This window comes from Pseudomonas alkylphenolica (assembly GCF_004025535.1).
GTDB lineage: Bacteria > Pseudomonadota > Gammaproteobacteria > Pseudomonadales > Pseudomonadaceae > Aquipseudomonas > Aquipseudomonas alkylphenolica_A.
Genome location: NZ_QJRG01000034.1, coordinates 101993 through 127272, shown reverse-complemented (window position 1 = coordinate 127272; position 25280 = coordinate 101993). Strand labels below are relative to the sequence as shown.

The 25280-nt window shown below is 52.1% G+C and carries 24 protein-coding genes and 5 pseudogenes; 18 read left to right on the top strand and 11 right to left on the bottom strand.

Annotated features, from left to right (window positions below):
• Nucleotides 1-102 precede the first annotated feature (102 nt).
• Together DM813_RS28615 and DM813_RS04575 are read left to right on the top strand one after the other, a co-directional pair.
• Nucleotides 103-277 (top strand): annotated as a pseudogene (locus tag DM813_RS28615) (peptidase S24); the annotation flags it as partial.
• A gap of 1 nt (nt 278) precedes the next feature.
• Nucleotides 279-491: pseudogene (locus DM813_RS04575) on the top strand (DUF4113 domain-containing protein); the annotation flags it as partial.
• A 366-nt stretch (nt 492-857) separates the two neighbouring features.
• On the opposite strand, the gene DM813_RS04570 reads toward DM813_RS04575, so the two are convergent.
• A protein-coding gene (locus DM813_RS04570; protein ID WP_128322244.1) for an IS3 family transposase occupies nt 858-2410 on the bottom strand; the annotation gives its coding sequence in 2 pieces (ribosomal slippage) (nt 858-1948 and nt 1948-2410; 1554 coding nt in all).
• Between the two features lie 77 nt (nt 2411-2487).
• Here DM813_RS04570 and DM813_RS28610 point away from each other — a divergent pair.
• A pseudogene (locus DM813_RS28610) lies at nt 2488-2604 on the top strand (DUF4113 domain-containing protein); the annotation flags it as partial.
• Between the two features lie 187 nt (nt 2605-2791).
• The gene (locus DM813_RS04560) at nt 2792-3157 is read left to right on the top strand and encodes a histone-like nucleoid-structuring protein, MvaT/MvaU family (RefSeq protein WP_128322243.1); all 366 of its coding nucleotides are present in this window, start codon (nt 2792-2794) and stop codon (nt 3155-3157) included.
• Nucleotides 3158-3450: 293 nt separating this feature from the next.
• Here DM813_RS04560 and DM813_RS04555 read toward each other — a convergent pair whose 3' ends face one another.
• Nucleotides 3451-3684 carry a hypothetical protein gene (locus DM813_RS04555; protein WP_128322242.1) on the bottom strand — a complete coding sequence of 78 codons (234 nt, stop codon included), beginning with the start codon at nt 3682-3684 and terminating at the stop codon, nt 3451-3453.
• A gap of 449 nt (nt 3685-4133) precedes the next feature.
• Between DM813_RS04555 and DM813_RS28605 the strand changes: the two genes are divergently transcribed.
• Nucleotides 4134-4424: a hypothetical protein gene (locus tag DM813_RS28605; protein ID WP_128322241.1), complete on the top strand. Its 291-nt coding sequence runs from the start codon at nt 4134-4136 to the stop codon at nt 4422-4424.
• Between the two features lie 28 nt (nt 4425-4452).
• Nucleotides 4453-4679 (top strand): annotated as a pseudogene (locus tag DM813_RS28600) (histone-like nucleoid-structuring protein, MvaT/MvaU family); the annotation flags it as partial.
• A gap of 244 nt (nt 4680-4923) precedes the next feature.
• Here the strand turns inward: DM813_RS28600 and DM813_RS04540 are convergent.
• The 3 genes from DM813_RS04540 to DM813_RS28925 all read right to left on the bottom strand — a co-directional run bounded on the left by DM813_RS04540 (nt 4924) and on the right by DM813_RS28925 (nt 7461).
• Nucleotides 4924-5844 carry a LysR family transcriptional regulator gene (locus DM813_RS04540; protein WP_128322896.1) on the bottom strand — a complete coding sequence of 307 codons (921 nt, stop codon included), beginning with the start codon at nt 5842-5844 and terminating at the stop codon, nt 4924-4926.
• A gap of 154 nt (nt 5845-5998) precedes the next feature.
• Nucleotides 5999-7156, bottom strand: a complete 1158-nt coding sequence (locus tag DM813_RS04535) for an OmpP1/FadL family transporter (RefSeq protein WP_128322240.1) — start codon at nt 7154-7156, stop codon at nt 5999-6001.
• 116 nt (nt 7157-7272) lie between these two features.
• Entirely contained in the window at nt 7273-7461 is a 189-nt protein-coding gene (locus DM813_RS28925) for a tautomerase family protein (RefSeq protein WP_128322239.1), read from the bottom strand.
• A 382-nt stretch (nt 7462-7843) separates the two neighbouring features.
• Between DM813_RS28925 and dmpE the strand changes: the two genes are divergently transcribed.
• Genes dmpE through dmpG form a run of 6 tightly spaced genes read left to right on the top strand, consistent with a single transcriptional unit; the run spans nt 7844 to nt 12948 of the window.
• Complete coding sequence (dmpE, locus tag DM813_RS04525) at nt 7844-8638, top strand: 2-oxopent-4-enoate hydratase (protein WP_128322895.1); 795 nt, start codon at nt 7844-7846, stop codon at nt 8636-8638.
• Nucleotides 8635-9423 carry a 2-oxo-3-hexenedioate decarboxylase gene (gene dmpH, locus DM813_RS04520; protein ID WP_128322238.1) on the top strand — a complete coding sequence of 263 codons (789 nt, stop codon included), beginning with the start codon at nt 8635-8637 and terminating at the stop codon, nt 9421-9423. Before dmpE ends, dmpH begins: the two co-directional genes overlap by 4 nt.
• A 26-nt stretch (nt 9424-9449) precedes the next feature.
• The gene (locus tag DM813_RS04515; RefSeq protein WP_128322237.1) at nt 9450-10703 is read left to right on the top strand and encodes an acyl-CoA dehydrogenase family protein; all 1254 of its coding nucleotides are present in this window, start codon (nt 9450-9452) and stop codon (nt 10701-10703) included.
• 3 nt (nt 10704-10706) lie between these two features.
• The gene (locus DM813_RS04510) at nt 10707-10964 is read left to right on the top strand and encodes a tautomerase family protein (RefSeq protein WP_128322236.1); all 258 of its coding nucleotides are present in this window, start codon (nt 10707-10709) and stop codon (nt 10962-10964) included.
• Nucleotides 10961-11878 (top strand): acetaldehyde dehydrogenase (acetylating), encoded by a 918-nt coding sequence (locus DM813_RS04505; protein WP_128322235.1) that lies wholly within the window; start codon nt 10961-10963, stop codon nt 11876-11878. Before DM813_RS04510 ends, DM813_RS04505 begins: the two co-directional genes overlap by 4 nt.
• Nucleotides 11878-12948, top strand: coding sequence for a 4-hydroxy-2-oxovalerate aldolase (gene dmpG, locus DM813_RS04500; RefSeq protein WP_431311911.1), 1071 nt, complete (start codon nt 11878-11880; stop codon nt 12946-12948). The genes DM813_RS04505 and dmpG overlap by 1 nt, the downstream gene beginning before the upstream one ends.
• Before the next feature lie 422 nt (nt 12949-13370).
• Here the strand turns inward: dmpG and folK are convergent, their stop codons facing one another.
• From folK to DM813_RS04470, 6 genes are all read right to left on the bottom strand, one after another.
• Nucleotides 13371-13937 carry a 2-amino-4-hydroxy-6-hydroxymethyldihydropteridine diphosphokinase gene (folK, locus tag DM813_RS04495; protein WP_128322233.1) on the bottom strand — a complete coding sequence of 189 codons (567 nt, stop codon included), beginning with the start codon at nt 13935-13937 and terminating at the stop codon, nt 13371-13373.
• Nucleotides 13938-13967: 30 nt separating this feature from the next.
• Nucleotides 13968-14849 carry a bifunctional methylenetetrahydrofolate dehydrogenase/methenyltetrahydrofolate cyclohydrolase FolD gene (gene folD, locus DM813_RS04490; RefSeq protein ID WP_128322232.1) on the bottom strand — a complete coding sequence of 294 codons (882 nt, stop codon included), beginning with the start codon at nt 14847-14849 and terminating at the stop codon, nt 13968-13970.
• A gap of 54 nt (nt 14850-14903) precedes the next feature.
• The gene (locus tag DM813_RS04485; protein WP_206617358.1) at nt 14904-16163 is read right to left on the bottom strand and encodes an aminomethyltransferase family protein; all 1260 of its coding nucleotides are present in this window, start codon (nt 16161-16163) and stop codon (nt 14904-14906) included.
• A gap of 45 nt (nt 16164-16208) precedes the next feature.
• Nucleotides 16209-17078, bottom strand: a complete 870-nt coding sequence (purU, locus tag DM813_RS04480; protein ID WP_128322231.1) for a formyltetrahydrofolate deformylase — start codon at nt 17076-17078, stop codon at nt 16209-16211.
• 126 nt (nt 17079-17204) lie between these two features.
• Nucleotides 17205-18542: an MFS transporter gene (locus DM813_RS04475; RefSeq protein WP_128322230.1), complete on the bottom strand. Its 1338-nt coding sequence runs from the start codon at nt 18540-18542 to the stop codon at nt 17205-17207.
• 36 nt (nt 18543-18578) lie between these two features.
• A complete protein-coding gene (locus DM813_RS04470; RefSeq protein ID WP_128322229.1) occupies nt 18579-19853 on the bottom strand; it encodes an OprD family outer membrane porin in 1275 nt (424 codons plus the stop codon).
• Nucleotides 19854-19976: 123 nt separating this feature from the next.
• On the opposite strand from DM813_RS04470, the gene DM813_RS04465 reads away from it, so the two are divergent.
• The 6 genes and pseudogenes from DM813_RS04465 to DM813_RS04440 all read left to right on the top strand — a co-directional run bounded on the left by DM813_RS04465 (nt 19977) and on the right by DM813_RS04440 (nt 25098).
• Nucleotides 19977-20900 (top strand): LysR family transcriptional regulator, encoded by a 924-nt coding sequence (locus DM813_RS04465; protein ID WP_128322228.1) that lies wholly within the window; start codon nt 19977-19979, stop codon nt 20898-20900.
• A 414-nt stretch (nt 20901-21314) separates the two neighbouring features.
• Nucleotides 21315-21514: pseudogene (locus DM813_RS04460) on the top strand (group II intron reverse transcriptase/maturase); the annotation flags it as partial.
• A 205-nt stretch (nt 21515-21719) separates the two neighbouring features.
• Nucleotides 21720-22076 (top strand): 2Fe-2S iron-sulfur cluster binding domain-containing protein, encoded by a 357-nt coding sequence (locus DM813_RS04455; protein ID WP_128322227.1) that lies wholly within the window; start codon nt 21720-21722, stop codon nt 22074-22076.
• Nucleotides 22073-22549, top strand: a complete 477-nt coding sequence (locus DM813_RS04450) for a GlcG/HbpS family heme-binding protein (RefSeq protein ID WP_128322226.1) — start codon at nt 22073-22075, stop codon at nt 22547-22549. Before DM813_RS04455 ends, DM813_RS04450 begins: the two co-directional genes overlap by 4 nt.
• Nucleotides 22542-24050 carry a 2-hydroxymuconic semialdehyde dehydrogenase gene (locus DM813_RS04445; protein WP_128322225.1) on the top strand — a complete coding sequence of 503 codons (1509 nt, stop codon included), beginning with the start codon at nt 22542-22544 and terminating at the stop codon, nt 24048-24050. The genes DM813_RS04450 and DM813_RS04445 overlap by 8 nt, the downstream gene beginning before the upstream one ends.
• A gap of 115 nt (nt 24051-24165) precedes the next feature.
• Nucleotides 24166-25098, top strand: a complete 933-nt coding sequence (locus DM813_RS04440; protein ID WP_128322224.1) for a catechol 2,3-dioxygenase — start codon at nt 24166-24168, stop codon at nt 25096-25098.
• The last annotated feature ends 182 nt before the right edge of the window (nt 25099-25280 follow it).

The window sequence follows — 25280 nt, the reverse complement described above, 5'->3', positions numbered from 1 at the left end:
AGGCCGACATATCAGTACCTGGCCAACTTCCAAATACTCCTGACCGTTAACCGTCTTCGACGTTTACTGTATGCATGTACAAAATTGGTCAAGGCATCCATCATGAGCGTCACCATCCTCGGCCCATTGGCAGAAGGTGGAGTTCAGCTTCCTTTCTACTCCTTCAAAGTCCCTGCGGGCTTTCCTTCGCCGGCATCATCATCTCGATCAGCACATCTCTATCGATGAACTGCTGGACATCCGTGCGCCGCATATCTACCTGGTGCGCATCGAGGGAAGGCGAGTACACAGAAGACCTCTTCGCGGTCTCCCAACCGGCTTCAACTGAAAAGGTAATGGGTGTATTGGATGCCATCAATGGAAGGTGAGGCAGGGGGACGATGCGGCTAGCGAGCGTACCAACAGATCCGGATTGGGGCATGCTAAGGGAAATGATGAGCCAGCGCTTTACGACTCGGGTTGATCAATTGTGGACAGTGTATTGCAAGTGATCATTGTGTGTTGTCAGGTGTGCATTCGACAGCTAAACCAGCCTCGACTGCTCCTAAGCTGCATCTTGATTACTCGACCTCAAGACACAGAGCGCGTCATGAGCGCGTAGCCAGACCTCCACAGAGAGATTAAATGGGTGTAATCGGGTGTGTAATTGGGTGTTGAGGCACTTACGCTCGTTTTAGATCGACTTTCCTCCGGCTTGGGTAGGTGCGCCTTGGCTTAGAGGTTCACTGTTCTGCCTCAGGGAAGCTTTCTTCCCTTGATGACAAAAACGTCAGCGGAAGAAGTTGATCGAGTTTTCCGGCCAGGCAACGAACGATGGGGCGGCGTTTTTCAAGGTAGTTGTCGCGTCAACCGTCTAACTATGCCGCTCTTTTCTCGACCTGCTGTTCCCGATCCGGGTTCAGCAGCACCGTGCCGATCGGCTCCCAGTTTCGTGTCTGTCCAGACCAGCGCTCCGGGCATTTCTCCCGCGCTTGCTCATACAGCTCATGACGCCGAGCCAGGATCTGCTGATCCTGGCCACGGTGCCGTTCGGCCGGTGTCACGAAGCGGATTCGGCTGTGCCGGTGCTCGTGGTTATACCAGCGCATAAAATCCCTTACCCAGGCTCGGGCGGCGTCCAGGCTGGCAAAGCCATTTGTCGGCCATTGCGGGCAGTACTTCAACGTCCGGAACAGTGATTCCGAGTACGGGTTGTCATTGCTTACTCGCGGTCGGCCACGGGACGGCGTGATGCCCAGATCATGCATTTTGCTCAACAGCGTCAGCGATTTCATCGGTGCACCATTGTCCGAGTGCAACACCAGTGACTCGTGCAAACACTGCTCGCCGATCACGCTACGTTGCAGTAGCGCAGCCGCCTTCTCGCCGCTTTCTTCTTCGTAAACCTCCCAGCCCACGGCCTTGCGGCTGTAAATATCCTCGATCAAGTACAGGTAGTAATACTTGCCACGCACTGGCGAGGGAAGGTACGTAATGTCCCATGACCACACCTGGTTAGGGCCTTTGGCCGCGTGAGTCGTCGGTGCGGCGTGGCGCCTGGGGTGCTGGCTACGACCACGATGCTGTTGTTGACCCGCTGCACGCAGCACTCGATAAAACGTCGCTTCCGACGCCAGATAGCGCTGTTGGTCGGCCAACCTCGGCACGATCTGGCTGGGCGGCAAATGGGCGTACGCCGGGCTGTTGCACAGGCTCATGATCGCTTGTCGTTCGACCTCGCTCAACGCATTGCGTGGCGTGGGCCGTACCGTGGTCGTTCGGGCATCGGCCTGAACAGCCTCGGTTTCGCTCCAGCGCTGCAAGGTTCTGAGCGAGAGACCGACTTCCTGGCAGGCCCTGATCTTTCGGGCTCCTGCCACCCGGGCCTCACTCAACCAGGTCACGAGTAACTGCCGTTCCGGCAACGCGGTCAGTTGTCCTCGTTGTCGATCCCCCAGTAATCGTTGAGCTTTTTTCGCAGCACCAGCAACGCGGCGGTTTCAGCCAGCGCCTTGTCTTTGCGGCGCAGTTCGCGCTCAAGTTCCTGAATGCGTTTCTTATCTTTGCGAGACTGCTCTCGGTCTTCTTTTTGCTGGGCTTTTTCCGACTTCTGGCCAGCGATAAACGCTTGTCGCCACGCCGTGATCTGCTCGGGGTAAAGGCCTTTGCGGCGGCAATACTCGCCGAAGTCGATCTCGGACAAGCCGGCCGCTTCAAGGACAACAGCAAACTTGGTTTCGGCTGACCAGTTCTCGGTCAACGGCTTGTTTTCGGACACTGCATTTCCTTCAGAACTGAGCTGCTTGCGCCAGTTGGACAAAGACATTTCGCTGACCCCTTCGCGCCGGGAAACCTCGGCCATCGACAGGTTCAGCGGGGGAAGCAGCATCTTAAGTAATGCGGCTCTGCGTTCAGGTGAATAGTACGGCACGACCAGTCTCTTTCCGCCCCCGATATACTTTTTTAGGAAAAACCGGAGAGGCGACAACTATCCTGACACCGGGGGGGGGCAGGAGAACACTTTGCTTGGCGAGTGTGCCATCCAATCCAGATTAGGGGATGCACCGGGAGGTGATGAGCCAGAGCTTCACGACACGAATTGATCAGCTATGGACTGTGTACTGTAAATATTGGGGCGCGCACGGCTTGGGTAACCGGCGTAACCGAATTATCCAAAATTATGGATCAGCCATAATTTTTGCTGAGCCATAATTTTTGCCTTCTCCGTGCCAGTTCAGTTATCGCAAGCAGCGCCTGTAGCGATGATCGATTTGCAATATACTGTTAGGCAACTACCTAAAAGAGATCCGTCATGTCTAAGCTCGCCGAATTTCGCCAACTCGAAAAACACCTTGCCGAGCAAATCCAGGCCTTGGAAGCCCTGAAGGGTGATGCTGGCTTGAAGCAAGAAATTGAATTTGAGACCAAACTGCGCGCCTTGCTTGCCGAATACAGTTACAGCCTGCCGAAAGTGATCGCTCTGCTTGATCCTCAAGCTGGCCGTCGTGCTCCAGTTGTCGAATCCAAAGCAGGCACCCGCAAACCTCGTCAAGTGAAGGTCTACAAAAATCCTCACACTGGCGAAGTCGTAGAAACCAAAGGTGGCAATCACCGGACTCTGAAAGAGTGGAAGGGCGAATACGGCTCAGACACGGTTGAGTCCTGGCTGGCCAAGTGATCTTGGTTTGAGTACGAAAAGGGCCTTCGAGGGCCCTTTTTGTTAGAGAGACCGGTCAGTCTCGTTATCCGTATCGAAGTCTGTAAGGCCATCCCATGGCTAAGCCATGCTCAGAAATCGACTGCGATGATCGGGAGGTGCTAGAGCCAGTACCGACGCGATCGGCGTAGTTCATCGAGTAACGTGTGGGTCATGATAAGCGCCTCCGGCGTCTTTGTCCGGTCAAATGGCCCCCCGCACTCATCGCAAGTTTGGGGACATATGATACAAATGGCGTCGTGGGTGCGCTCGACTTAGCCCTTAGCCCAATTGTACACGTGCTGATTAATTTCACTCAGGCCACCGTCACGGGCGATCCATACCTCACCAGTACGGCGGCACTGCACTTTCAACTCCTCGACGCTGATACCCTGCATTGCGGCGAGGCTCGCGGCAAGATTCGCTGGACTGCCCCCGCCGTCGCGCAAAGCCACGAACATTACGTGGCGCAGTGGCCAATCCGCATTCGAGTTCCTCGTTGCGTTCATGATGGTAATGCTCCTTGATGGAGGTTACTCATTGTAGACATGGCCCGCCGCGATAAGGCTTCCGTTCAGCTGGAATCTTACTTCCGCTCGGGGGAAATCGATTGCCACCGGCAGTTCCATCCAGGCGTCTAACGCTGCGAGCACGTCGCGCGCAATGCTTCACAGGCGTTTTCGTCGGTTACGTTGGCCCAGAAAAAAGACGGATATTTGTAAGTTTACGAGTGCACTGCTGAACCCGTGTCTCGAAGCAAACCGTCATAAAACACTCATGTCCCAACTAAGAAGAAATGTGCACCCACAAACCTATGCAGGATTTCTAGCTGTGTATAGGAATCGTGGCCAGTTATCCGATTTAGCAGTCAATCGAGAAGCAAACCGTGGCCTCCGTGCATCTCTGCGCTATGGTAAGTTTTCCGACGTATAAGACTAAAGTCGTAGGAGGGCGGGGCATGCGAATTCGTGGGGACGTGTTCTGGCAGTGGGCTGATCCGGCGCTTCACCATCGAACACACGATGAAACGTTAGACGACGGAACCTTCATTGATGTCCAAGTGAGGCTGTCGCCCTCGGGAAACACGCAGATGTTCATTGGAGTGTATTCAGAAAGCGGCGTGGCTTTGCATGAACAGGCGCTTGATTCCAGGCCAGGTGAATCAATGACTCGTGCTCTAGCATGGGGCGTTGGGTGTGCAAGGCGACTTGCGATTGGACTCAAGCCTGCTGAAAAGCATGTTGCGTAGACCTATGGTTGCAGAGTGGTAGTGTTGTGGTCGCCATATCAAGTACGTGATCAATCTACTGATCCAGAAGTTGGCCGCCGTCTTGCTTCGGCTGTTGAGTCCAAAACAGCTACCCGTAAGCCACGCCAGGTGGCGGCCTACAAAAATCCTCACACTGGCGAAGTCGTAGAAACCAAAGGTGGCAATCACCGAACTCTGAAAGAGTGGATGGGCGAATACGGCTCTGACACCGTCGAGTCCTGGCTGACCAAGTGATCTTGGTTTGAGTACAAAAGGGCCCTTCGAGGGCCTTTTTGCTGTGGTTTTATTCACCGAAGGATTTCTATCAGGGTGCCAATAAGTTAAACGAGTAACGCATTGATACAGGCAAGCGAGTGCCAAACTAAAGTTTTTATAGAAATGGCTTATGGTTTCTGATGCAAATATGACTACTTAAGATTATCCCAGTACCCTCAGGTGCGGGCGCTGGGATTTTCAACTGCAGTATGAAGTGTTTGTACTATCTGACTTTTTTTCGTGAGATAGCGGCGTACTCGCGCGCAACAGTCAAGAAACCTTCCAGTAATCTCGAATCATCGAAGGTACGTCTAATCATGCATAAATCGAAAGTTGCACGATCTTGATCTTTGATGGGGACGTACACAACGCCGGGCAAGTGAAGGTTGCAGGAGGAGTCTACAACGAAACTCAGGCCCACCCCTGCGGATACGAGAGCCACGGCAGTGACGACGTCATCAACTTCTTGCAATATATTGGGATGAACGCTTTGCTCGTGGAACATGCTAAGTAAATGATCGATAAACCCAGGGCGAGGCTTTCGAGGGTACATTATTAGTTGTTGGCCATCCACTTCTGAGAAATTGACGGATTCTCGACTAGCAAACGGGTGAGACTCATGTACTGCAAGGTGGAGGTTTTCTGTCAAAAGTACTTCCCAGGAAAGACCGGGTTCTTCTTTGAAGAATCGATTGAAGCCAACAGTGAGGCGTCGTTCGTTCAATGCCTTGATCTGGCCTGCGCGATCTAAGTTGTGCAGAACTACCTCAACCTCTGGATGTAGTTTTCTGAACTGTTGGATAATCCTGGGCACGATGTCGAGCATTACGGAGCCAAATACACCGACATCGAGTTGTCCTAGCTTGCCTAGGCCGGCTAGTCGGCTTCGCACCAGCGCTTGCTCAGTCAGCATCAGGATGTTCCGAGCGTCCTCTAGGAGAGACTTCCCGGCATCGGTGAGCTCCATGCCACGGGATTGACGAACGAATAGTTGAGTTTCAAGTAGGTCTTCAAGCTGGCGGATCTGTCGCGTTAGCGGAGGCTGCGTAATATTTAGGCTTTCTGCGGCTGAAGTCAGACCACCATTCTGTGCAACCGCCACAAAATAGCGTAAATGACGTAGCTCTATCGCGTTTACATTCATGTTCACCTCGCTCATCCGTGGAGACGTTATACGCCAAGTCGAACGAGGTCACAATTTGGCGTAGAGGCTAGGAAAACAGGGGTTCCTGCTTCTGGTCAGACATCACGCTCAGCAGACGCAGGCGGTTAGTGACTGACCAGAATTTAGACGAGAGCTAGAATTTCCAGCCGTATCCCACCGTAACGGTGTAGAAGTCAGACTCGGTTTTAAAGCCTTCGCTTGGGCCTGTGCCATTTAGAGTTGGGCCGAAATCATACTCAAAGGTGAGATTCAACTCCGAGTCTTCTGTGAGTTTTCGGGTCACGCCAGTTGTCAACGCGGTGGTATTCAATCCACCTAGAATTGAGTTCTGTGCGGTATAATCTTCGGTCGTATGAAGCCGTGCATGGCTTACACCGCCCCTGACAGTCCAGTCCTTATTAAGCTCATAGGCCGCCCCCGCCTTTACTACAGTCTGGGAACGCCATCCGAATCCTTCGCTGAAAGCATCCGTTTTATCCCAACCAATGTATTGAAGGTCGAGTGCCATCGTCCAGCGATCGGTTGGTTTATAAGATGCTCCAATTGAATATTGCTCTGGACTGTCAGCTGATCCCCCCGATTGAGATAGTAAATCGTCTTTGTAGCCTGACAGTTTGCTCATTTTGATTTTTGGGTTGTAGCTGGCACCTACAGCCCATTGATCATTGATCTTCCAAAGCCCTCCAATTCTCCAGCTCGTTCCGTAGGAATTCTCTTTTCCATGGTAGGGGTTCTGACCGCCAGGGAAAGGCCCTGGTAAGCCTTGAGCTTCGAATTGCTGAATCGCGTAAACAAAAGAGAGCCCCAGTGATAATCCATTGTCGAAGGTGTAGGTCGCTGTAGGCAGCACTTCAAACTGTTTTAGTGTTCCTCTAGCCCGGCGAAAGCCGGGGACTGGAACGAGAGGGTCGTCATACTTGAATCCAACACCGCTGGCATAGGTGGATACACCAAGGGTTACTTTGGGGGTGATTTGAAAGTTTACACCAAACTCAGGGATCGCCATAAATATTGAGCTGTTATGCTTATTGGCGCTTGAGCCAAATTCAGTTTCTGATGTGGCGTATAGCATCTGGACGTCAGCATCGAAACGGTTGCCAACTAGAGCCATGCCGGCTGGATTGTTTGCGGCGGCGATAGCGTCTTGTGGAAAAGCAACGGATGCGCCACCCATTGACTGAGCTTTAGCACCATAGCCGACTAGGTGTGTACCAACGTTGGCTTGTGAGAGCTGGCTGGAAAGCAAAATTACTGGAGCGATAGAGAGTGCGCGGATCAATTTCGTATTCATTGCGATACCTATTTTTATTTTTATTGGACTCACGGCTCATTTGATTATGGTAGCCGCTTAATTGCTCACAGTCAGTGCTTCATTTCGGCTAGTTATAGTGGATTGAAGTCACAATTTTAATGAGCTCCGGTTGCTTTGCCTGCCACTGAGTAATTGGATGCCTCGAGCTCATGAATAATTATTCGAACGTCCTGTGGTCTATACGAAGTTGTGGCAGATATTGCTTCGGTTACAGCTAGCATCATTAGCCTTTTCTCCTCGATGCTAGTTTCTCCTTCGACAATATTGATTGTGATAATTGGCATCTTCGGTTCTCGGCTTAGAGGACTCACATACACCAGGTCGTTGCTGTCCAGAATTGAGTGGCTGTCCCGCAGCGATCTGCTTCACGGGAAATCCTAGTCACCCCGATCTATAGCGTCCAATGCCTTTACGGGTCAATTCCCATACCGATTCAGTATGCATTGCAGTGGCGTATGCATTCCGTATAGGTATGGGGTTGCGGCTTCAAAGGTATTAGACGGTATGGGATTGAGTATTTACTCTCGAATTGAACGACGAATTGATAAGACCAGTGGTTGGGCTCAATTCAACGATTCAGGTCGTCTTCGACCGCCTAGAGGCTTAAGCGCCCCGACTTTGGGATGCGTGAACTCAATAACAAGAGGGGCGTCATTTAAAATGGCTATGAATACCCACAGCATAAAAACCTACGGTGAAGAGCTGTATTCGGCACTTATTAACCGGGTCACAGTGGCACCGCTCCGTGATCGAGAGCCCCATATGACCTTGGAGGATGCGTACCTAATCCAATGTCAAATGGTAGGTCGTCGTCTCGAGGCAGGCGAAAGGATCGTTGGAAAAAAAATAGGTGTGACCAGTAAACCTATCCAGGATTTGCTGGGCGTTTACCAGCCTGATTTTGGTCAGTTGACTTCAGGTATGGAGTTTCTAGAAGGCCAGGACATTCCTTTAGGTGGACTGATTCAGCCTCGGGCTGAAGCTGAAATTGCGTTTGTGCTCAAACATGATCTAAACGGCCCAGGTATCACTGCAATCGACGTCTTGCGGGCAACGGATTACGTAGTGCCGTGCTTTGAAATCGTGGATTCCCGCATATCAGATTGGAACATCAAAATTCTCGATACTGTTGCGGACAACGCCTCATGCGGAGTCTTTCTCCTTGGCCAGAACCGTATTTCCCCAAAAAAGATTGACTTGAATTTGGCAGGAATGGTGCTCAGAAGAGACGGTGAGTTGTTCAGCACCGCTGCGGGAGCAGCCGTTCAAGGCGGCCCGGTGAATGCGGTCGTTTGGCTTGCCAATACCTTAGGCGCCTTAGGTATCCCGTTTCGAGCAGGTGAGGTCATCTTGTCTGGTTCCCAGTCGTCATTGGTACCTTGCGTCGCGGGGCAGACACTGACATGCGAAGTTGCGGGACTGGGATCGTGTTCTGTCCGCTTTTCTGGAGGTGAAGCATGAAAATGACATCCCAAGTCATCTCTGCGCTCGCTGACATAGTCATTCATGCACAGGATCGCGCGCACACGATTCCCAAACTAACCGATCAGTACCCGCAGATGTCCATTGCCGACGCCTATGCCGTTCAAGACGAATTGCAACGGCGCTGGGTTGAACGTGGCGATCGCGTCATGGGCTACAAGGCCGGGCTTACTTCCAAGGCAAAAATGCAACAGATGGGTGTCCATGTTCCGAGTTTTGGAATTCTGACCAATGCGATGTCGCGGCCGGAGAATGGGGTCATCAACATCGGAGAACTGGTGCATCCACGTGTCGAGGCTGAGATAGCGTTTGTTTTACGCAGCGAATTACGCGGGCCTGACTGCACCATTGAGCAAGTGATCGAGGCTACGGATTTCATTATTCCGGCAGTCGAAGTTATTGACTCTAGATACGAGAAATTCAAATTCGACCTCACCAGCGTAATCGCAGACAACGGCTCCTCTTCGCGTTTCGTTGTCGGTGGCCGTCCACGTGATGTGAACGATCTCGACCTCAGAACAATCGGTGTAGTGATCGAAAAGAACGGTGAGATACAGGCTGTAGGAGCGAGCGCAGCAGTTCTAGATCATCCCGCCAACGCCATCGTGATGTTGGTGCAGCACTTAGCTTCGCGTGACCAGGTTTTGCCTGCGGGAAGCTTCGTCATGACAGGCGGCATCACTGAAGCCATTCCTGTTGAAAAAGGCGACAACGTGTTAGCGCGATTCCAAGAAATGGGCAGTGTCTCTTTTCGCTTTGTGTGAACACCGTGTCAGTGGAGGAGCCAATCATGGCCACCAACGAAAACAAATCCAATAAAAATGCGAACCAGCCGCCACGACAGCAGCCCCGGTTGTACCACGACCTGATGACTCCCGAAGAGGTTATCGGGATCCGCGAAGAGGTGAGGAATTTTTGCGAAGAGTATCTCGCACCAGTTGCTTGGGATATTGGTCATCGCGAAGAGTCAGTTGAAGCGTTTCCATTTCAGCTATTGAAGCAGATGGCTGATGCTGGCTTATTTAGAATCCCATTTGCTGCAGAAGTGGGTGGTCGCGGGCTAAAGCATAGGGCCACAGCCACCGCGATCGTTATTGAAGAGTTGAGCTACTTCAGCAACAGCGTTGCAGCCATTTACGATGTGCACTGCATATTAGCGGGGCACGCGTTGGAATGGGCCAGTCCGGAACTCCAAAAACAGTACCTTGCACCGCTTTTGGCCGGCGAGAAAATCGGTAGTTTTGCGACCAGCGAACCCCTGGCGAGTACAGATCTTTCTGTGGAATCGTTGGTTACCGATGCGACCTTTTACGACAACTACATCGAGATTAACGGTCATAAAAGGTGGATTACCAACTCTCCGGTTGCATCGTTTGTAGTCCTTCTATGCCGCGACGGTGAGCGGATGACAGAGGTTGTTGTCGATCTCGATGCGCCTGGTGTCACCGTCGGCCCACCTGACAAAAAACTGGGTAATCACGGGCAATTGACCGCAGATATCCTTTTTGACCGAGTGCGAGTGCCACTAGGAAATGTCGTTGGGCAACGTGGTGAGGGACTGAAGATCGCATTGCAAGTTCTCACTTACGGTCGGATTGGGATCGCTGCAAGCGGGGTCGGTATGGCCCAAAGCGTTTTCGATCATTCCGTCGAACGTCTTAAAACCCGCCGTGTGTTTGGTAAGCCCCTGGCCACTCAGCAGCATTGGCAATTTCGGCTGGCTGAGCGTGCGATGGGTATCGAAAACGCACGCAATCTGTACCTCAAGGCGGCGTTGCGGATGGACGACGGTGTGATGTTTCCTGAGCCGGAAGCCGCAATGGCCAAGTGGTATGCGACGAACCTCGCCAGTGAATTCGCACGCGAAGGTATTCAAATTTTCGGCGGCTATGGCTTTACCAAAGAGCTGGCTTACGACGGTTCTCATTATCACGTCGAAGAGGTCTATCGCGACTGCAAGATCGCCGAGATCTATGAAGGTGCCAATGAGGTTCAGATGTGGGTTGTTGCCCGCAATATCTTCGGAAAAGAGATCACAGGTTAAGCCATGCCGATTATCGAATTTCACTTGATGGAAGGGCGTACCGCCGAACAGAAGCGCCTGTTGCTAAGCGCAGTTACGGACACGGTCGTTGATGTTCTAGGCGTCCGTCCGGAGCAGGTACGTATCTTGATTCACAACGTCACGCCGGAACATTTTTCGATGGCCGGCATAACCGCAGCAGAAAGAATGGCCAGCACTCCAAGTTCAGGCCTATCTGGCCCTGCAAGTCTGAAAGCCGCAGAGAAAGGTGATCCGCAATGAGTAAAAAAATAAAATGCGCAATCATCGGTTCCGGCAATATCGGTACCGACCTCATCTACAAACTGAAGCGTAGCGAATTGCTCGATCCGGTTTGGATGGTTGGTATTGATCCGGCCTCTGAGGGATTGGAGCGGGCATACAACCTCGGTCTCAAAGTTACTCATGAAGGTATCGATGGATTACTTCCCCATGTCTTGGCTGATGAGATTCAAATTGCTTTCGATGCAACCTCAGCGTACGTGCATGCGGAGAATTCGCGAAAGCTGAATGCTTTGGGTGTACTTATGATTGACCTCACGCCTGCAGCCATCGGCCCCCTGTGCGTGCCACCTGTGAACCTGGAATCGTTGGCTAGTAAAGGCGTCATGAACGTCAATATGATTTCCTGCGCGGGCCAAGCCACAATCCCGATCATTCAATCCGTGTCTCGAGTGCAACCAGTCGATTACGCGGAAATCGTTGCCAGCCTTTCATCTCGTTCGGTGGGTGCGGGTACCCGAGCTAACCTGGATGAGTTCACCTTCACTACCTCCGATGCATTGGTTCGAGTAGGTGGGGCCAAACGCGGAAAAGCGTTAGCGGTGATTAACCCGGCAGACCCGCCTGTGATCATGCGCAACACCATCAGCTGCCTGACAGAAGCCAAGCCGGACATGCCAGCGATCATCGAATCGGTGCACCAGATGATCGAGCAAGTGCAGAAGTATGTGCCTGGTTATCGACTCGTGAATGGGCCTGTATTTGATGGAAATCGGGTTACGGTTTTCATGGAAGTAGCTGGGTTGGGAGATTATCTGCCCAAGTATGCAGGCAATCTCGACATCATGACTGCAGCAGCAGCGCGCACCGCTGAAATGTTTGCAGAGCAGATCCTGTCCGGGCAAATCAAGCTAAATGCTGAAGAGGTGGCGTGATGACTATTGAACAGAACTTGAAAGGCCGCAAAGTCATTCTTCACGACATGTGTTTGCGTGACGGGATGCATGCGAAGCGTGAACAAATTTCAGTTGAGCAGATGGTTCGTGTAGCGACAGCCTTGGATGCCGCCGGTGTTCCGTACATTCAGGTTACGCATGGCGGTGGATTAGGAGGGAATTCCCTTCAGCATGGATTTGCTTTGGCAAGCAACGAGGAATACATCCGTGCAGTAGTCCCGAAGATGACTCAAGCGAAAGTGTCTGTCTTGCTGATTCCTGGTCTGGGCACGATGAAGGAACTGCAGTCTGCGTTTGATTGCGGTGCACGCAGCGTTCACGTCGCAACACACTGCACCGAGGCAGATACCTCGCCGCAGCACATTGCCTTCGCTCGCAACCTGGGTATGGATACATCCGGCTTCCTGATGATGGCGCACCTCAATGATCCCGAAGGGCTCGCCAAACAAGGCAAGCTAATGGAGTCCTACGGAGCGCAGACCGTTTATATCACCGACTCTGCGGGCTACATGCTTCCGGAGGATGTGCGCGCCCGGATATCTGCATTGCGCGATGTGCTGAATCCTGAAACTGAGATCGGCTTTCATGGCCATCACAATTTAGGGATGGGAATCGCCAACTCAATCGCGGCTATTGAAGCAGGCGCTTCACGCATTGACGGATCGGTAGCAGGCCTTGGCGCTGGGGCAGGGAACACTCCGCTAGAGGTGTTCACGGCAGTCTGTGATCGCATGGGTATTGAAACAGGTGTCGACCTATTCAAACTCATGGATGTTGCGGAAGACATTATTGTGCCAATGATGGATCACTTGGTTCGTGTAGATCGTGAGTCACTGACATTAGGTTACGCAGGGGTGTACTCGACATTCCTTCTTCCAGCCAAACGAGCGGCTGCGCGACTGGGCCTTTCTGCTCGAGACATCCTTGTCGAACTGGGACGTCAAAAAATGATTGGAGGCCAAGAGGACATGATCGATGACACGGCCATGACCATGGCGAAAACCCAAGGGCATTTTGATAGCCAAGGCGCCTTAATTTTGCCAGGTTAATTGACCTCGATTCACCCAACGCTCTCACTCCAGAACGATAGCTCGCATCGGCACGTTCTACTCCTTTAGCTGCCTCTTGCCATCAAGGAAGGGGCGGCTTTTTTATATCTGAAAGGGCTCTCTCGACTTGTCATTTTGAGCTAGAAGTCCGCAGGGGAAATAATCTCCGGACTCGTCAAAATCCACGTTGCTATAGGCAACTGAAGCCTGACGGGGCAAGCAGGTACTCCCTGAGTTTGTTGCTGTGTTTACCTGTATGAGTCGGGTCGTCGTAAAGGTAGACGGCTATTCAGGTGTGCTCCTATGTTGGAGAGCACGGCGTGGAGAGTAGGGCGGGAGTAAAGGGGGGCTGTGTTGGACGCTTACCAATGATCGCCGAGATTGCTCATCCAATCTGCACAGACACATATTCTAAGTCGGACTTATGCTCGTTCAGATGACGTAAACAATGCGCAAGCACCTGAGGTTTTCCCTATTGCAGTGTCCCTTTGCATCGCGCACCATAGTTCAGCGTAACTGAAACCTGACTGCGGATGGACATGGTCAGGAGCGATTTCCGAAAGCGGCCTGAGTACGAACGCATAATTTACGACGTCAGCTCGGGGAAGCTCAATACCATCGAAATTGCCGTTCAGATCACCATAAAGAAGCAGGTCGATGTCGATGCTTATCTGATTACGTGGGTCTTTAATCTGGCGTCCACATGCGGTCTCTACGAGTTTCAACCACGCATTTAGCTCCTGAAGCTCCATAGAGGTACGGGCGTACACCACGAGATTTAAGAATGGCTCCCCACCGTCACCTATGGCTAAGCTTTCGTATACGTTCGAACAATGCAGATCCTGTAGGTTGGAGTCTAGGATCTGGAGGGCGGCTACCAAGTTGGCCTCGCGGTCGAAATTAGTACCCAAACCAAGGAAAATGCAGGTGCCATGCATTGTCATCTGACTCTTGAAATCAGTAACCATCACAACAAGCAGCCTGCGCATGGCCGGCTGCCCACATGTGGATAGGTTGTTTCAGACTTGTACTGACGAACTCGCTAGGCGCTCAGCAGCAATCAATGTATTGGCTAGTAAGCACGCAATGGTCATGGGGCCTACTCCGCCAGGAACGGGCGTTATCGCCCCGGCATATTCCCAAGCACTTTCGAAGTGGACGTCGCCGACTAATCGGGTAGATCCATCATCCTGGTCAACACGACTAATCCCGACATCAATAATGGTCGCCCCTGGTTTAATCCAGTCGCCTTTGATCAGCTGCGCTACCCCAGTCGCGACAACAAGAATATCTGCCTGCTTGCAAAGTGATTTCAGGTCGACCGTTTTTTTGTGCGCAATCGTTACCGTGCATCCCTCACTGAGCAATAAGCGGGCCATCGGTTTACCCACAATGTTGGAGGCACCAACCACTACGGCATTGAGACCTGCCAGCTCAGAGTGTACCTGCTTGAGAAGAATCATTACTCCCGCAGGAGTACAAGGCACTAGCCCGTTCAGCCCAGCGGCAAGGCGACCCGTATTGGTAATGGTGAAACCGTCAACATCCTTTTCCGGTTTGATGCTTTCGATCACTCGATTGACATCAATCCCGGGTGGCAGCGGTAGCTGTACCAAAATTCCATGAATTTTATTATCAGCATTTAACGACTCGATGAGCGTCAGCAGTTCGCTTTCGCTGGTCTGGGTTGGCAAACGGTATTCAAATGAGTGCATACCGACGGATTGCGTTTCACGAACCTTGTTGCGTACGTAAACATCGCTGGCAGCATCGCTACCTACGAGGATCACACCAAGACCGGGTGCGTTGCCATGTTGTTCGGCGAAAGCCTTGACACCTTGCGCGACTTGCTCGCACACGCGTTTGGCCTCGGCTTTTCCGTCGATCAATAGTGCTGGCATCTTATCTCCAGATATCAATTGCATAGGGCCCGAGCTGTTCGGGCCCACACAAATTCAAGTGCGACGGTTATCGTTCTTGTAGGGTGCCGCTTGCACGGTGGCACGGATCGGAAGTTGCGGCTCGCCTGGGTTACCCCAAACAACTGTTACCTGCGAGCCAATTTCAGCTTCACTGATGTCCAATGTGCAAAGGGACAGCATCTCGCGGAAGAAGTAGCTATAACCTCTTGAGGTTGAAACACCTACCTCGCGACCGTCCACGATGACCTTGTCGGCATACATGAAGCCGCGTTGGTCACGAGGCATTTCCATGAATGCATAGTGTTCGCCCTTCTGGAACAGTGAAGCGAAAACTTTCATCACATCATCCGGATTCCACACCAGCGTGCGAATAACTCGACGTGGATTGGAGACCTCTTCTTCCAAAGCCTCACGGCCAATGAAGTCATGGTCGAATTTGATGTTACGACCCCAACCGAGCTCCACGGGGCTTCTATACCAAGCACTGATGTCGTCGGCCTCAAAGCTGCCAGCGACATTGAAGGTAGATGCGAATGCAGGCAGCGCTGCTTCGAATTCCGCTCGGTACTCCTTCATATCTTCACTGAAGATAGCCGGCAGATAGTCGGTCACAATGGTCGGAAAACAGGCTTCAAGATGGTTAATGAAGGCTGCCCGCCCGCCCAGCTTGCGAATTCCGAACTCCTGGCCTGCTTGGAGCACGGCGTCGTAAACCTCGGCAGCATGTTCCGCTGGGCCTTGCAATTCCACTCCCGGTTCACCGGACATCCCCTGGCGCAGAGCGTAGACATCATGCCCTGCGATTTGCACGATCTGGGAATGCATGAACTTGATGTTGTGGAGATTGGCACCCGTGAGTTTTTCTAGCACTGCGGCAGCGTGAGGCCCCGCCACTTGGAAGTTGAAACCCTCCACCGTTTCAGAAGTGACGTCGTAGCCACCCTTGCGCAGATAAAAATCTACAAGGAATCCACCTCGCCCAAACAGCATGTAGTCATCTTCGCCCCAGCGGCTGAGGATGCCCTCGTGGATGACCTTGCCATCCCGATTGCAGTGGGTGACGTGTTTGGACTGCATGATGTCGAATTTGGCGAAGCTGTTGATTGAAGTGTCCGAGAACAACTTCAGAACATCAGGCCCGCGATAGCGGCGTTGCCAGAGAAACGACCAGTCTCCGATATAGCAATTGTTTTTCCAGGACATGCTCTCGTCAAGCCAGTCCGTGTATTCGGGCATACCCCAGCGCGAAGTAAAATAGCCTTCTGGAGTTTTACGGAAATTGTTGGGCAGCACGGTCTATCCCTCACGTCTCATTGTTAGGTTTTGTTGAACGGTGTATCAGCCTTCGAATACGACGGCCTTGCGCCCATTGGGCAGGACGCGGTCATCCAGAAACGCGAGCACCGCCCTGGCCAATACCCGGCGTTCAATGTCGCGACCCTTGCGTACCAGATCTTCGGCACTATCGCGGTGGGAAATGCGTTCGACGTCCTGTTCGATAATTGGGCCTTCGTCCAGATCAGAAGTCACAAAGTGCGATGTCGCACCGATGAGCTTCACTCCACGCTCATGCGCTTGGTGATAAGGACGCGCACCTTTGAAACCTGGCAGGAAGCTGTGATGGATGTTGATGCAGCGGCCTTCAAGCTTTCGCGAAAGCTCGTCGGAAAGGATCTGCATGTATCGCGCCAGTACTACCAAATCGGTTTGAGTAGACTCGACCAGATCAAGTAAATGCTGCTCTTGTCGGCTTTTGGTTTCAGGGGTGACTGGCAGGTAATGAAACGGAATACCCTGCAGGTCGACGGTTGCATATCGCTCTTGGGGGTGATTGGCAACAATCGCCGAGACTTCCATCGGAAGTTCGCCAATACGGCTGCGGTACAGAAGGTCGCGTAAGCAGTGATCATACCCAGACACCAAGAGCATCACTCGTTTGCGCTCGTGCTTGGCACGCAGTGACCACTCCATGGCGTATTTTTTAGCGATGTCGGCGAAGCCTGCCTTGATGTCCTCAATTGCCAAGGCGCGAGTGGTGTCGATCGCATCGAACACCACGCGCATGAAGAAACGTTGGGTATCGAGATCGTCGAATTGCTGGGCATCTAGGATGTTGCATCCCTGGTCATACAGGAAGCTGGAAACGGCCTTAACGATCCCGGCCGTATTGGCACAGGACAACAGAAGAATATGGTTAGCGCTAGACACTGTGGGGTCTCCAATTGTCGTTCTTGTTCGAGATCTTCTGCGTGTGACGCAAAAGACTGGATACGACTATACGAACACATGTCGATGAGCGCCACGAATCACATTTATGAAAGTAATGAGTGATATTCATAACGCAGAAGACACTTGGCGACTGGCAAGCTCAACCTTCGAAGGGCGAAGTACTAACAGCAGCATTGCGGCCAATAGCGTAGGAGTCGCCAAGATCAGGAAATACTGCTCGCGAGACCACCCCAGATCGATCAAAACGCCAGCCAGGTAAGGCCCAAAGACTGCGCCAATGCGACCCACACCCATTGCGATGCCGGTTCCTGTCCCTCTCAATGTGGCGGGAAACACAATAGGCACTACGACATATAGAGTTGTAACTGCCGAGTAGAGAAAAAATCCGAGCGTCAATGCGACGCCAACCAGCAGGTTAGGTTGGTAACCCATATTGCTGAACACCAACATCATCGAGAACAAACAGATCATGGTGATGCCTGCCAGGCGATGTGCGCCGATCTTGGAGGCCAGCAGGCCATAGCTCAGACAGCCGATCATCCCACCAAGGCTCAATAGCATTGCGCCTGAAATTCCGCCCGTGATGCTCAGGCCTGCATCGGTCAATATCTTTGGCGTCCAGCTGGAGACAAAATAAAACGTCATCATGATGCAGAAGTACATGATGCAACTGGCTATGAATCGGCTCCGCAATGCTGGCCGGAGAAGGTCGCTCAAACGATCGGCGGTAACGTGCGCAGCACGAGGCTCTGGGAGTTCTGAAAGTGTCGAGAGCCCGAGGCGCGGTAAAATGGCATTGACGCGCTCAAGTGCCCGTGAGGGCCGCTTCTCTATCAGGTATTCCAGCGATTCCGGGAACAACCACCAAGCAACTGGAATGAGTACGATTGCCGCCACTGCACCAAAAACAAAGGGAGCCTGCCAACCGTATTGATGTATGAGCAGCACTGACATTAACCCGCCAAGCGTTGCGCCAAGGGGTACACCTACTGACATGCCGGCGTTGCACAGACTGCGGCGTCGGTCGTTGGCGTACTCGGTAATCATGATGTTGATGGTCGCCAACATTGCGCCCACACCAACGCCTGTAAACAAGCGCGCAATAAACATTTCAAGAAAATCCCGTGTAAACACGGATACGAGCATCGAGAGCGCGAGCAGCATCAAGCAGAAAAGAGTCAGCGGTCTTCGCCCAAAGCGATCCCCCTGAGGCGCGAGAATGAAAGCGCCGATTGCCGTTCCGATCATGCCGGCACTGAAGAGCGCTCCGAGTGCCGAGCTACTCAATTGCCAACTTGCTGCGAGCGATGGCGCGACAAATGCCATTACCAGGACATCAAATCCATCAAGGGCAGCAAGGATGACGCAGAACATCACCAAGCTGATGCGAAACCTGTTCATGGCGGCGTGCTTGATGTGGTCACGCGGATCATTTCTCGACATGGGTCATTACCTCTTGCGAATTATTGTTAGGAGGGATCACCACAGCTTCCAGCTGTAGTCGACGTTCAAGCGAAGTTGGTTCTCATCACGCATCGATGCCGTCGAGGCAAAGTCATTTCGGTAGATTGAATAGCGGGCCCTGAAATTAAGCCCGGCAAGCGGGCTACCCGACTGAATGACGTAGGAAACTTCAATGTGCTTCTCGCTTTCGCTTAGCCCGCTGCCACCTAGTCGCTCAGGCAGTTTGATGTCGTAGCCTTTCATGTATCTGAGGGTCGTCTTCAGGCCAGGTGTCCCGAGCCCGGCGAAGTCATAGACGTACTTTGCCTGCCACGCTTTTTCGTTGGCGCTAACGAAGTCGGAACTCATTAGATATTCGCTTAAGACGAGAATTTCGGTGCCGGCGAGGTAAGGCATTGCCGTGTCTCCGCCAGCATGTTGGTACCCCAGATTGAATAGATGAGCGCCCGTCTGGTAAGTGAAGGTTGATGTGAGGTTCTGATAGTCGACGTCACCCGCTTTGGCGCTGCCGTCCTCGTAGGCGTAAAAGCCGCGAAAATCCGTTGTGAAAACGTCAGAGCCAATGGGCCAGGAGCGCTTGAAATCCGCGTACTCCATCCGATAAAGGTCTTGGATGTCGCCATGATAAAAGCGAGCCTGATAAAGATTTTTCGGGTGGTATTCGACGGCTAGAAACGTAGCTTGATCCGATTGGGCCTTTGCATTGAAGCGCTGGTTAGGCGCTGCGAGACTCAAGGGCTCGTAATCTGTAGAGTTTCGCTTGTTAGTCCGATCGAACCAGGTTCCCCGTAGCGTCAGGTTTTCCCACTCGTTAGACACGAGCGCAGCCCCTCTAAAGGTCTGCGGCAACAGACGGGATTGGCTGGCGAACACAAATGGGATGAACACGTCATCAAGCGTTCCTGCTTTCAGATCTGTTTTTGAATACCTCAGTTTTCCTGTCAGCCCGAGTTCTGAGTATTCATCGGCAGCCCGACCATCCGTCCTCGATACCGGCAACAAATCGGTACCGGTTCGGGAGGGAGAGGAGTCGAGCTTGAAACCAGATAGACCAAGGACATCCAGCCCATAGCCCTGGTTGCCTTGGGAATATCCAGATTTGAATCGGAAGATGAATCCTTGCGCCCATTCTTGAGCTTTATCTTGCCCAACGTCGCTACGGTAATCGCGCTCCAGATAAAAGTTGCGCGTCGTCAGCGTGGCCTGGCTCTCATCGATCAGACCAAGTGCAAAAACTTTAGGAGCAAAAAGGGCCGTTAGCGCGAGCGCGCCATAGGTTCTATTGGTCATTGCGGGCTCTTATTTTTATTTTATTGAGCGAGCACTGGGTAATCCATGCGCCCGGTTCGGTGTTCAAGTCCGGATCCTATTGGAGTATCCTGTTGAACCATAATCACGAGGATGATCGAGGTCATGAGCAGCATTCATAACGATAAAAAGCTCGATCTAAATTTGTTGACTGTTTTCGATGCCTTGATACGTGAGCTCAGCGTCACACGAGCAGCGGAAAGCCTTGACGTGTCACAGAGCGCCGTGAGTCATTCGCTAAAGCGGCTGCGGGACTTTTTCAATGACCCACTGTTTGTAAAAGTTGGGGATGGCATGAGGCCTACCCCGAAGGCAGAACAATTGGCAGTTTCGATTCTGTCGGTTATGGGTACGATACAAAACTCGTTGATGACGCAAACCCGATTCGATCCGGGTACAGCTATCAGAACGTTCAAGTTTTGTATGACTGACATGGGCGAGCTTGTTTTCCTCCCCAGAATGATCCAGGAGTTCAAGCGCAGGGCTCCCGGCTGCAGGATTCAAACCCTGCAAGTACGTCCTGAGGACATCGCTGCAACGCTGGAATCAGGTGAAGCGGACTTGGCTCTAGGCTCGCAACTTGCTATGAATGATGAACTCTACCAGCAAAATCTGTTTGTCCATAAATTCGTAACCATCGTCAGCCGCGAAAACAAACGAGTAAAAAGCTCGATAACGCTCGAGCAGTTCACCAGCATGAAACATATCGTGATCAATCTAGGCGGTAAGACCACGCACTATGATCAAGCTTTGGACGATCACGGAATCAAACGCGATGTTTTTCTCCTGACTCCCCATTACTTGGTCATTCCGACGCTGATCCAAAGTGATCCTGAGCTGATTGCTACTGTGCCGGGGGAGCTCGGTCGGGTGTTCGAGGGCTATGGTTGGATTAGGCAGCTTAAGCCCCCTGTTGACCTCGCTCCATTCCCCATCTGCCAGTATTGGCATCCACGCTTTCACCATGACGAAGCTAACCGTTGGCTCAGGCAACTGATGAAGGAAACTTACGATAAGTTTTTGCCATAAAGGGTCAGTTGACTAACCAAGTTAAATTATTACTCAGATTCGCCAGCTCTCACAAGCCGAAAGTAGAGGGCGGAAACTGTACTTTGCTCAATGTTCGTTGTGAAAAGCGGAATTACCTTTACACAGCGAGGCGCGACCAGTCAACTGGGGGATTTACATAACTTTCATAGGTCGAACTAGACTGAGGATGCTTTGCAATATCTGAAGTTTTTTATTCATATCATTATCCTCAATGCCGCCAAACGGAACCTCTCATAACTTTATCTTATATTGGTGGCTCGGCCAGAAGTCAACCAAGCCGATCAGCCAAACTGTGAAATTGTTCGGGCTTATGCTTTGCAGGGTAATTATAACTTTCTCCACTAGGCCCTTGAGTGGTGTTCGTTTCCCTTAACAGGAACGTAACCGCCTGGTATTGAAGGCTGTTTCGACAATATCAGCCACGACTGGTTGACCGCCAACATCTCTATGGACAAGGCGATTTATTGAAATGGCTCAAGGCTGGTTATTTCTACCAATTCCAACCGTTTCCCAGCCACGCCGGAACGCCGCAAGGAGGCATCATTTCCCTGGTGTTGGCCATCAAGTCGTTGGACGGACTGGAAACGATGCTGGCGAGGTCGAAAACAAATGACTGGTCAGTGATGATGCAAATGGGTGGTTAGCTGCAATGCAATTCCCCAGACGCATGCTGATCGGGTATGGGTTGACTAGATTAAAGGTATTAGACGGTATCAGAGGAGCTGGGTTACGGTTAAGCCAATCACAACAATAACGCTTGGTCTCAGCGGTCATTTTAGCTGAGAGAGAGGGCATAGAATGGCTTTCAAAGTCGAAGTCGATAACGCAGATGATTCGATCATCTGTCGGGAAGGACAAAGCGTGCTGCTTGCCATGACTGGGCGAAGTGGACGCTGCATCCAGGTTGGATGCCGTAGCGGAGGCTGCGGTGTTTGTCGGGTACAGGTGCTTGCTGGGAGCTATAGGACTGGCACGATGAGCTTGTCGCAAGTTGATCTTGATGAGCGAAGTCAAGGAATCGCATTAGCGTGCCAGCTGTACCCTGAATCTGACCTGAAAATTCGAACCATTGGTCGACTCGTCGCTGTCCTTCCTAAGCCCTCCAGCGCTCAGAAACCTATGGCGCTTAGCCCGCCTTTGAGGCGTCGCGCATGAATAATTTACGAGCAATAGCCCCGCAAAAGTTGTTTGTTTCCCAGGCCATCATTACTCACAGCGCAAGCATGTGTTTGATGCAAGCAGCCATACGCCATGCTGAGCAACTGGGTATCAAAATCAACGTCGCAGTGGTTGATAGTACAGGCACATTAGTTGGCTTCCTTCGTGTGCCCGGCTCATTTTCCGTTTCCAGTGAAATGGCCTGCCGTAAAGCTCGCAGCGCAGCAGGCTTAGGATTCGATGCTGAGACTGCCGAAAGCATACTGGAATTGGAGAATGCGAGGGTTCGTGAGGCAATGCTCCTTCATCCTGATTTTACGCTTGTCAGAGGCGGTCTACCTGTCTATGTCCAAGGTGAGTTGATTGGCGCTGTGGGAGTTTCTGGTGGCACCGAAGCACAAGACGATGCCTGCGTTAAGGCGGCACTCGCCGCTGTTCTGAATCTACAAGGAACCAATGAAAATGAGTAATAACACTGCAACCAACCTCCAGTCTTCTAATCTCGAATCTTCAGTGAAATTCCGACATTTCATCGACGGTAGCTTTGTTGAGTCCACAGACCAGCGCACCTTTGAAAAACGCAACCCTACAGACAACTCCGTTGTGGGTTCTGTATCCGAAGGTGGTCTTAGTGAAATAGACCGTGCTGTGGAAGCTTCACGCGCGGCACTGGAAGGCCCATGGGGTAAAATGTCCGTAGAGGAGCGATCGGCGCTGCTCTATAAAGTGGCTGATGAAATTACTCGGCGTTTCGACGATTTTGTTGCAGCCGAGATGGCTGATACGGGCCAACCGAAATCGATGATGGAACACGCCTTCATCCCCCGAGGTGCTGCGAATTTCAAGATTTTTGCGGATGTGGTGAAAAACGTACCCAATGAGAGCTTCCAGACACCTACACCCGACGGTGCGGGCGCACTCAACTATGCGATTCGCGTTCCTAAAGGGGTGGTAGGTGTAATCTGCCCTTGGAACGCTCCGCTGCTTTTGATGACTTGGAAGGTGGCCCCAGCACTGGCGTGTGGCAACACGGTAATTGTAAAACCGTCAGAGGAAACCCCAGGCACTGCGACACTGCTAGGTGAAGTCATGAACGCTGTCGGCATACCCAAAGGTGTGTACAACGTCGTGCATGGTTTCGGGAAAGATTCAGCTGGAGAGTTACTGACCCAGCACCCAGGTGTCGATGCAATTACTTTCACAGGGGAAACGCGTACAGGTGCTGCGATCATGCGAGCTGGCGCCGACCTGATTCGTGATGTTTCCTTCGAACTGGGCGGTAAGAATGCGGGCCTGATTTTCGCAGATTGTGACTTCGACGCAGCGGTCGACAGCGCCGTTCGATCGGTCTTCCTCAACTGCGGTCAAGTCTGTCTGGGGACTGAGCGTCTTTATGTGGAGCGTCCAATCTTTGATCGATTCGTGGCTGCTTTGAAAATTCGCGCTGAAGCGCTACGACCGGGACATCCACAGGAGAAGACCACTACCCTGGGGCCGCTCATTAGCCAGGAGCATCGCAATAAAGTGCTTTCCTACTACGAGAAGGCACGCAATGAAGGTGCCACAGTAGTGACTGGCGGAGGCGTGCCAAATCTGGAAGGCGAGTTGGCCGAGGGTTCCTGGGTGCAGCCCACCATTTGGACTGGCCTTCCAGAAACTGCTTCGGTGGTCACCGAGGAGATCTTTGGCCCTTGCTGTCACATCGCTCCGTTCGATTCGGAGGATGAAGTTATCCGACTCGCGAACGCTACCGACTACGGGCTTTCCACCACTATTTGGACTAAAGACCTATCACGGGCTCATCGTGTTGCTTCGAAAGTCGATGTTGGCATCACCTGGGTCAATTCCTGGTTCTTGCGCGATCTGAGAACGCCATTCGGTGGCTCCAAGCAGTCAGGGATTGGTCGCGAAGGTGGTGTGCACTCGCTCGAGTTTTACACTGAGTTAAGGAACATCTGCGTGAAGCTCTGAGCATCTTTTGCCATCTCCGAAAGCCGCATTGCGCGCTTTCGGGAACGGCATTCATACCAGAGGCTTTCCAAAGCTTGTTACCGACGAATCCAAATATAAAAAGAGGAAGGTTGCAATGGCCATGAAGGGTTTGCTTAGAGTAGGAGAGGTCGCGCTGCGTGTCATGGATATGGACGCTGCACGTGATCACTATGGGCGCTGCATTGGTCTGATTGAGGTCATGGAGGATGACCTGGGGCAGGTTTATTACAAGGCTTGGGATGAACACGATCATCACAGCCTGATTCTGCGGCAGGCTGACTCTCCAGGCATTGATTATTTTGCATTCAAGGTTTCGGATGAGGCTGCGCTAGTAGATCTTGAAGACAAGGTGCGTAATTTCGGCCTGTCGATTGAGCGTATCGAGGCCGGTGTATATCCGAAAAGCGGCCGACGTATTCAGTTCGTTTTGCCAAGTGGGCATACGATGCAGTTGTACGCCGAAAAAGAACAGTTGGGTAACACACTGGGTTATAGGAACCCAGGCGTTATACCTGAGGAAGGCGTCATTCGGGGCATGCGCCCAGTTCGACTAGACCATTGTCTGTTAGGTGGTACTGATCTCGATAAAAACATTGAGCTGTTCCACAAGGTTTTCGAAATGGGGATCAGCGAAAAACTGATCCATCACGAAACCAACGCGGTGATGGCGGTTTTCTTCTCTTGCTCCACAAAACCGCACGACGTTGCTTTCGTTCTGCAGCCCGAGCCAAACATGCTCCACCATGTGTCCTTTTTATTGGAGTCAGTCAGCGACGTATATCACGCAGCAGACTGGATGGGGCGCAATCGTATTCCTATCGACGTAGGCCCAACACGTCATGGAGTGACTCGCGGTGCCACGGTGTACTTTTTTGATCCGTCCGGTAATCGGAACGAGGTTTTCACGGGCGGTTATGTCTACTATCCCGATGTTCCTACGCTTGTTTGGGACACGTCCGAGCTGGGCCAGGCAACGTTCGCTCACGACAATACCCCACGCGAGAGCTTCCTGACCGTGCTGACCTGATATTCGAACGTATATGTGCTGCTGCGTCCTTTAGAGCATTGGCGGTGGTGCTCACAAGCTCACGCAGCAGGTGGTTAGCAGTGGGCACCCTGTGTAGACTGGTTACATCCCATTGCCAACAAACTACAAAAAAGAAAAGGGCGCATACATGGATGGCTCTCATCGTGCTTGCAGCCGCAAGC

Bases quoted from the DNA above. Each gene is read 5' to 3' on its own strand.
- DM813_RS04560 (WP_128322243.1), top strand. From the start codon at position 2,792: ATGTCTAAGCTCGCCGAATTTCGCCAACTCGAAAAACACCTTGCCGAG.
- DM813_RS04555 (WP_128322242.1), bottom strand. From the start codon at position 3,684: ATGAACGCAACGAGGAACTCGAATGCGGATTGGCCACTGCGCCACGTA.
- DM813_RS28605 (WP_128322241.1), top strand. From the start codon at position 4,134: ATGCGAATTCGTGGGGACGTGTTCTGGCAGTGGGCTGATCCGGCGCTT.
- DM813_RS04540 (WP_128322896.1), bottom strand. From the start codon at position 5,844: ATGAATGTAAACGCGATAGAGCTACGTCATTTACGCTATTTTGTGGCG.
- DM813_RS04535 (WP_128322240.1), bottom strand. From the start codon at position 7,156: ATGAATACGAAATTGATCCGCGCACTCTCTATCGCTCCAGTAATTTTG.
- DM813_RS28925 (WP_128322239.1), bottom strand. From the start codon at position 7,461: ATGCCAATTATCACAATCAATATTGTCGAAGGAGAAACTAGCATCGAG.
- dmpE (WP_128322895.1), top strand. From the start codon at position 7,844: ATGAATACCCACAGCATAAAAACCTACGGTGAAGAGCTGTATTCGGCA.
- dmpH (WP_128322238.1), top strand. From the start codon at position 8,635: ATGAAAATGACATCCCAAGTCATCTCTGCGCTCGCTGACATAGTCATT.
- DM813_RS04515 (WP_128322237.1), top strand. From the start codon at position 9,450: ATGGCCACCAACGAAAACAAATCCAATAAAAATGCGAACCAGCCGCCA.
- DM813_RS04510 (WP_128322236.1), top strand. From the start codon at position 10,707: ATGCCGATTATCGAATTTCACTTGATGGAAGGGCGTACCGCCGAACAG.
- DM813_RS04505 (WP_128322235.1), top strand. From the start codon at position 10,961: ATGAGTAAAAAAATAAAATGCGCAATCATCGGTTCCGGCAATATCGGT.
- dmpG (WP_431311911.1), top strand. From the start codon at position 11,878: ATGACTATTGAACAGAACTTGAAAGGCCGCAAAGTCATTCTTCACGAC.
- folK (WP_128322233.1), bottom strand. From the start codon at position 13,937: ATGCGCAGGCTGCTTGTTGTGATGGTTACTGATTTCAAGAGTCAGATG.
- folD (WP_128322232.1), bottom strand. From the start codon at position 14,849: ATGCCAGCACTATTGATCGACGGAAAAGCCGAGGCCAAACGCGTGTGC.
- DM813_RS04475 (WP_128322230.1), bottom strand. From the start codon at position 18,542: ATGTCGAGAAATGATCCGCGTGACCACATCAAGCACGCCGCCATGAAC.
- DM813_RS04470 (WP_128322229.1), bottom strand. From the start codon at position 19,853: ATGACCAATAGAACCTATGGCGCGCTCGCGCTAACGGCCCTTTTTGCT.
- DM813_RS04465 (WP_128322228.1), top strand. From the start codon at position 19,977: ATGAGCAGCATTCATAACGATAAAAAGCTCGATCTAAATTTGTTGACT.
- DM813_RS04455 (WP_128322227.1), top strand. From the start codon at position 21,720: ATGGCTTTCAAAGTCGAAGTCGATAACGCAGATGATTCGATCATCTGT.
- DM813_RS04450 (WP_128322226.1), top strand. From the start codon at position 22,073: ATGAATAATTTACGAGCAATAGCCCCGCAAAAGTTGTTTGTTTCCCAG.
- DM813_RS04445 (WP_128322225.1), top strand. From the start codon at position 22,542: ATGAGTAATAACACTGCAACCAACCTCCAGTCTTCTAATCTCGAATCT.
- DM813_RS04440 (WP_128322224.1), top strand. From the start codon at position 24,166: ATGGCCATGAAGGGTTTGCTTAGAGTAGGAGAGGTCGCGCTGCGTGTC.